The following is a 5011-nucleotide window of genomic DNA, read 5'->3' as shown; positions in this document are numbered from 1 at the left end:
GGAAGAGGTAGTCAGAATTATTATTGCAGGTTCCGGTAATGCGAAAACAATGTTTAATAATATCCTCCCACCTCATATTAAGTCTAAAGTTATAGATATTATTGATATTGATTTTGACGAAGCTGAAAGTAGGCTTATTTCGAAGGCTAAGGAAATCGCCTTAGAGGATGAAAAAGAAACAAGCGAAAAAAATATGAGTAGATTAATGGGTGAAATACTGAAAAACGGTCTTGCAGTTCACGGTTTAAGAGAAACAATGGATGCGGTGATAAATGGTCAGGTAGAGTTGCTGTTTGTAAATAAAGGTTATCAAATAAGGGGCTGGATTTGTGAGAAATGCCAGATTGTTGATTCGGGTGTAAAAGATAAATGTCCGTATTGCGGTAGCAGAATATCAGAGGTTGATGTTATTGAAGAGATTATTGAGTTTGCCCAAAGAACAGGCACAACAATTGAGTTTGTTGAAGATGATCCTAGATTGGCGAAACTTGGTGGTGTGGGTGGATTGCTGAGGTTTAAGACTTAAACAGCTAACGATACTACTTTATCAGCCTTTTCGTAATCGATACCATTCTCTACATACTGGTGTGGCATCTAAGTCACCAACAGCTCACAATTTAATTGCGAAGTCTTATTCCTTTTATTCCAGGCTGCCGCATCCACAGAATCTCCGCTTCCGGGTCCGGATGTTCAGGATGCATGGCCCCCAGTCGAATAATACCAGAATAATCCTTACAAATGCCCGATATCCAGCTATTGATACTTTCTACCTGGTCAGGACGAGTGGCAACTGAGAAGAGGGGCGGTATATCCTGCCGGTTGATGTCGTGGAGGAGTACTTAAAATGGGGCTGTGACATGCGCTCTGTTGTGGATGAGGCCTATGATACTTCGTTCCGGCTGCCGTAGGCTTGATTGCCCTTAGAAGAGAATATAGGTGAATTGAACTTTCACGTGATTCAACAATAAATGACCCAATCAGGCTGTCCCAAAACTAAAAGCGTGTGTACAAATCAAATGAAATCTATCTTATCTGGGATAATAACATTGAATTATAATCAATAATTGCCCAATTATGATAAAATATAGCCGAATTGTATAATATGAATTAGTTTTGGGACTGCTTGCAATGGAAGTATTATTCGACACAATAGGGTTTGTTGTAATACTCCTGCTGGTCCTTATGGCATACCAGTGGTATAGGATCATTCAATATCACAAAATAGAATGATGGTCTTTTCTACCGTTATATTTTTACGAAAGTTTATTTTTTATCAAAAACTATATGAACACAAATAACTACAATAATCAATGGTGAACAATATGGTTAAATTAAATCCCGAGGTTAAAGAAGTCATACAGAATCAAAAGCCACTTCCTATTGCAACGGCTGATAAAAATGGCAAACCTAATGTTATTTTTGTTGGTATGTGGAAATTCATTGATGATGAGACAATTATGATCGTGGATAATTTCCTTAAGAAAACTGCCAATAATCTCAAAGAGAATCCTAAATTATCAATTGTAGGATATGACGGTGAATCAAAGAAATCATATCAGGTCAAGGGTTCTGTGGATTACCTTGAAAAAGGAGACCGTTTTGAAGAAGCAAAGAGTCTGGCAGAATCCAAGAAACTACCTGGTAAAGCTGTTGTGATCTTCCATATTGAAGAGGTATATGATTCTATATATGGACAGCATGCAGGCGAGCAGATCGCATAGTACACAAAAATGTTACTTATATTTTATCGGTGATTGAAGTTGGCTAAAAAAATATCAGATAAAACGGATGAGGAAAACCTGTTTATTGGTGATGAATACGCTGAAGAGGACGATTCTGAAGGACAGGAGACTGTAGAAAATGAAATGGAGGGTCTGTATGACCTGATGATACCTCCCGGTATACCAGAATCAGTAATAGTTGAACTGGTAGAGGAGTTCGACCTGGAACCAGTTTCAAGGACAGCAAATGTTGACATCGTAGAAGTGGACCCGCGTGAGATACTGATGCTTAGGGGTGACCTGGAAACCGTAAATGAAGCCCATGATTACATGATCAAGCGAACGCACGAAGTTCTCGAAGAAGCATTCAAAAGTCCATGGGTCAAGGATTAAGTGTAAAATTATATTTCAGGCCTCAATTTTTTGCCATACAATGCCGCGCCAAGGGCATTTACTGTCTGTGGTGACGGCGGTACTACAACCGTTGAGCTATGGATAGATTCAAATGATTCGACAATGCCTGTATTTAATACAGTTCCACCGATAAGTACTAATGTTTCTACAGGTGGTATCATCTGGGCGATACGCCTGGCAAAGGCCTGGTGTATGCCGCAGATCACTTCTTCCATGGTATAGCCGCCCACAAGCTGGGATATCATCTCAGATATGGCGAACACACCACAGGTATTATTTATCAGGGCGCATCGCCTGGCCCGGGTATGCAGCTTCCCAAGTGATTCTACAGGAATATCAAAATAATGGGCAGCAAGTTCCAGGAATGCGCCCGTACCTGCACTGCATTTGTCATTGATCAGGAATGTATTGTTGCGCAGGTCTATTACTTTTGTATCCTGTCCTCCCACATCCACTATGACCTGTGCGTCAGGTATGTAATACCTGACCCCCAGCGATGCGGCTGTTATCTCTGTTATCGCAGCGGTGTGGGGCACTGTCCTCCTGAAATAGCCTGTGGACACGATGGTCTCTATAGTATCCCTCTTATTTCCATATTCCAGCAATTCCTTCCATCTATGACTGGGCACCACTTTAGATGCTGTAATTATTCCTGACTCCAGCCTTACGATCTTGGCAGTGGTGCTGCCCACATCAAGCCCGGTATTCATGGCATCACCTCAAGCATCTCTGAAAACGCTTCAAGCCTCAACTTTAACTGCTCAGAAGATGACCGGGGCAGGTCACCCTGGACCGTAAGGATCGGATAATCCAGGTGTGCCCTGAATATCTCATCCTCCAGGGTGTGGTGGCATGCAAACTGGGTATAATGGATCACCCCATCAACCCGCCGCCGGTCCAGTTCCTGCCTGATCATCTCTATCCTTCCCGTGATAGGACCTGAAAAGCTGTAATTCCTGTAACTTCCGGCAAGGGCCTGTAGATCATTCCCGCCCAATCTCACGAATTCATAGGGCAGTTCGTCATATACCACATGCAACCCGAAACTCTCTGCCACTTCATGGAAATCCGGATATATCGGCGGTACACCGATAAGGGCAACCCTGCTTGAATATTCCACATCAGTATGTGGAATCGTATCCAGCACCTCCTCAAAGGCAGCAGGATCACCCTGCAGGTCGCCAAAAGATATCAGTGCGGAAAATACATCACTTGCCCTGGCACGGTCGTCAACCCTTAATTGGTCCAGTGCCAATCCTTTTTCCTTTAATCCTGATATGGTGCGAAACATCTCCTTATTTTTTATACCACCCAGGAACCCGGCCAATCCGTCGAGTTGTGATGCCATGTAATCAGGATCCCTGTCAAATGGATAAAAGAAATAATGGGTTGGTACGCCGCTTAAGGCTACTTTCTGGCCGTCGACCAGTGCATTGTGGCAGTCGCCCCCGGCTACCACTACCAATGAATCAATATCCAGCCCTCCCTCCATTATCTCATCCCTCCATACTGCAGTCCATGCGCACAGCTTGCTGCGGGGATTTATTGAGGATGTGGGTACCACATTGTTCACATCCAGGGGACGGTGCCGGCATGCATAGACCAGTTCAGGAGGTATCAGGGCGGTTATGCCCACAGTATCTGTCATTGGCTGACCAATTGGTGTGCAATATATTATTACTTTTGACTTGATTGATTCCACTAAGGATTTCATCTATGCTCCTTCCTTCAAGCAAACCATCAATTATATGTCTTCCAGATTTTCCAAAAATATCTGAGTACTATTATTAACAAGGCTTTCTCTTGATCTAGTTAGTGTTCTCAATTCTCTATCTTCCTTACTTTGTTTCTCCAGAATTTATTCTCCTGATATGGGTAGATGTATCCCCTTCGTAGGTTAAGAAATATTCACAATTAATATCATAAAATATTTATACAGCCTCGAGAAAGTAACAAACTGGAGAATAGGCATCAGACATTGTTTTACAAGCTGTATGACATTGGCAAGTAAAAATGCACAAATATCTGTCCATCGGATTATGGGCTGTTATTTATGACTTCCAAACTAAATTACTATGATATCCTTGGAGTGAGTAGGAATGCATCGATCAATGATATTAAATCAGCGTATCGAAGACTTGCAAAGCAGTATCATCCCGATATTAACAAATCCTACCGTGCTGAGGAATTGTTTAAAGATATAGCGGAAGCTTACGAAGTGCTGTCAGACAGTGATAAGCGATGGCAATATGACCATTATTATCAGTCAGTCATCCATAGAAGATATTCACAGGAGGATATCTTTAGAAGGGCAAGAGAAGAAAAGGAGAGGGAGACAAAAAAAGAGGATAAAAGAAGAGACGGACAAAAGGTATGGGATCAACAGAGAAGACAACGGGGATATAAAGAAGAATGGATTGCTTATAAAAACTTCCAGACCATTATACTTCTACTTGTTATAATAATTATATCTTTGTTGATTTTAATTCCAAGTCCCAAACCAATACCCCCTGAGGACCATAAGGAAATAGATATTAATAATATTTCGGCAATCCCTGCGGTTTCCTACACAGGTGTAATACCTATCCCAATAAACAAAGAGATATCTCAATATTCACATGATATGCAAAAGCTGATTAATTTTTTGTATGAAGATAAAACCGAAAACCTTGTATTTCATAAAGATTTCCGCCGGGATGATTATCTTGAAGATGCTGAATTCACCCGAGCATTGGCAAAAAACGCTAGTAGATATGGGATAAATTTGGGTGGGATATTTATAACATGACTTTCGGGCAAATCAAATCTTCTGCCAAGTTAAACTTAACCACTCCACAATCCGACTACCCGGCATTGAATATACTGAGTATGTATAT

The 5011-nt window shown here is 41.5% G+C and carries 6 protein-coding genes; 4 read left to right on the top strand and 2 right to left on the bottom strand.

Annotated elements, in window-relative coordinates:
* The 3 genes from HF974_10675 to HF974_10665 form a co-directional block, all read left to right on the top strand.
* On the top strand, positions 1-526 hold a 526-nt coding region (locus tag HF974_10675; GenBank protein ID MBC2698771.1), incomplete at its 5' end, for a hypothetical protein.
* A gap of 796 nt (positions 527-1322) precedes the next feature.
* Positions 1323-1721, top strand: coding sequence for a pyridoxamine 5'-phosphate oxidase (locus HF974_10670; protein MBC2698770.1), 399 nt, complete (start codon positions 1323-1325; stop codon positions 1719-1721).
* A 39-nt stretch (positions 1722-1760) separates the two neighbouring features.
* Positions 1761-2114 (top strand): hypothetical protein, encoded by a 354-nt coding sequence (locus HF974_10665; GenBank protein ID MBC2698769.1) that lies wholly within the window; start codon positions 1761-1763, stop codon positions 2112-2114.
* An 8-nt stretch (positions 2115-2122) separates the two neighbouring features.
* Here HF974_10665 and HF974_10660 read toward each other — a convergent pair whose 3' ends face one another.
* Together HF974_10660 and HF974_10655 are read right to left on the bottom strand one after the other, a co-directional pair.
* A complete protein-coding gene (locus HF974_10660) occupies positions 2123-2845 on the bottom strand; it encodes a 2-hydroxyglutaryl-CoA dehydratase (GenBank protein MBC2698768.1) in 723 nt (240 codons plus the stop codon).
* Complete coding sequence (locus tag HF974_10655) at positions 2842-3783, bottom strand: 2-hydroxyacyl-CoA dehydratase (GenBank protein MBC2698767.1); 942 nt, start codon at positions 3781-3783, stop codon at positions 2842-2844. The genes HF974_10660 and HF974_10655 overlap by 4 nt, the downstream gene beginning before the upstream one ends.
* A 405-nt stretch (positions 3784-4188) precedes the next feature.
* Here HF974_10655 and HF974_10650 point away from each other — a divergent pair, with 405 nt between their 5' ends.
* The gene (locus HF974_10650) at positions 4189-4923 is read left to right on the top strand and encodes a DnaJ domain-containing protein (protein MBC2698766.1); all 735 of its coding nucleotides are present in this window, start codon (positions 4189-4191) and stop codon (positions 4921-4923) included.
* Positions 4924-5011: the final 88 nt, after the last annotated feature.

The organism is ANME-2 cluster archaeon, assembly GCA_014237145.1.
Classification (GTDB): domain Archaea; phylum Halobacteriota; class Methanosarcinia; order Methanosarcinales; family Methanocomedenaceae; genus Methanocomedens_A.
The sequence above is the reverse complement of the archived record's forward strand: the minus strand, read 5'-3'. Positions and strand labels throughout refer to the sequence as shown.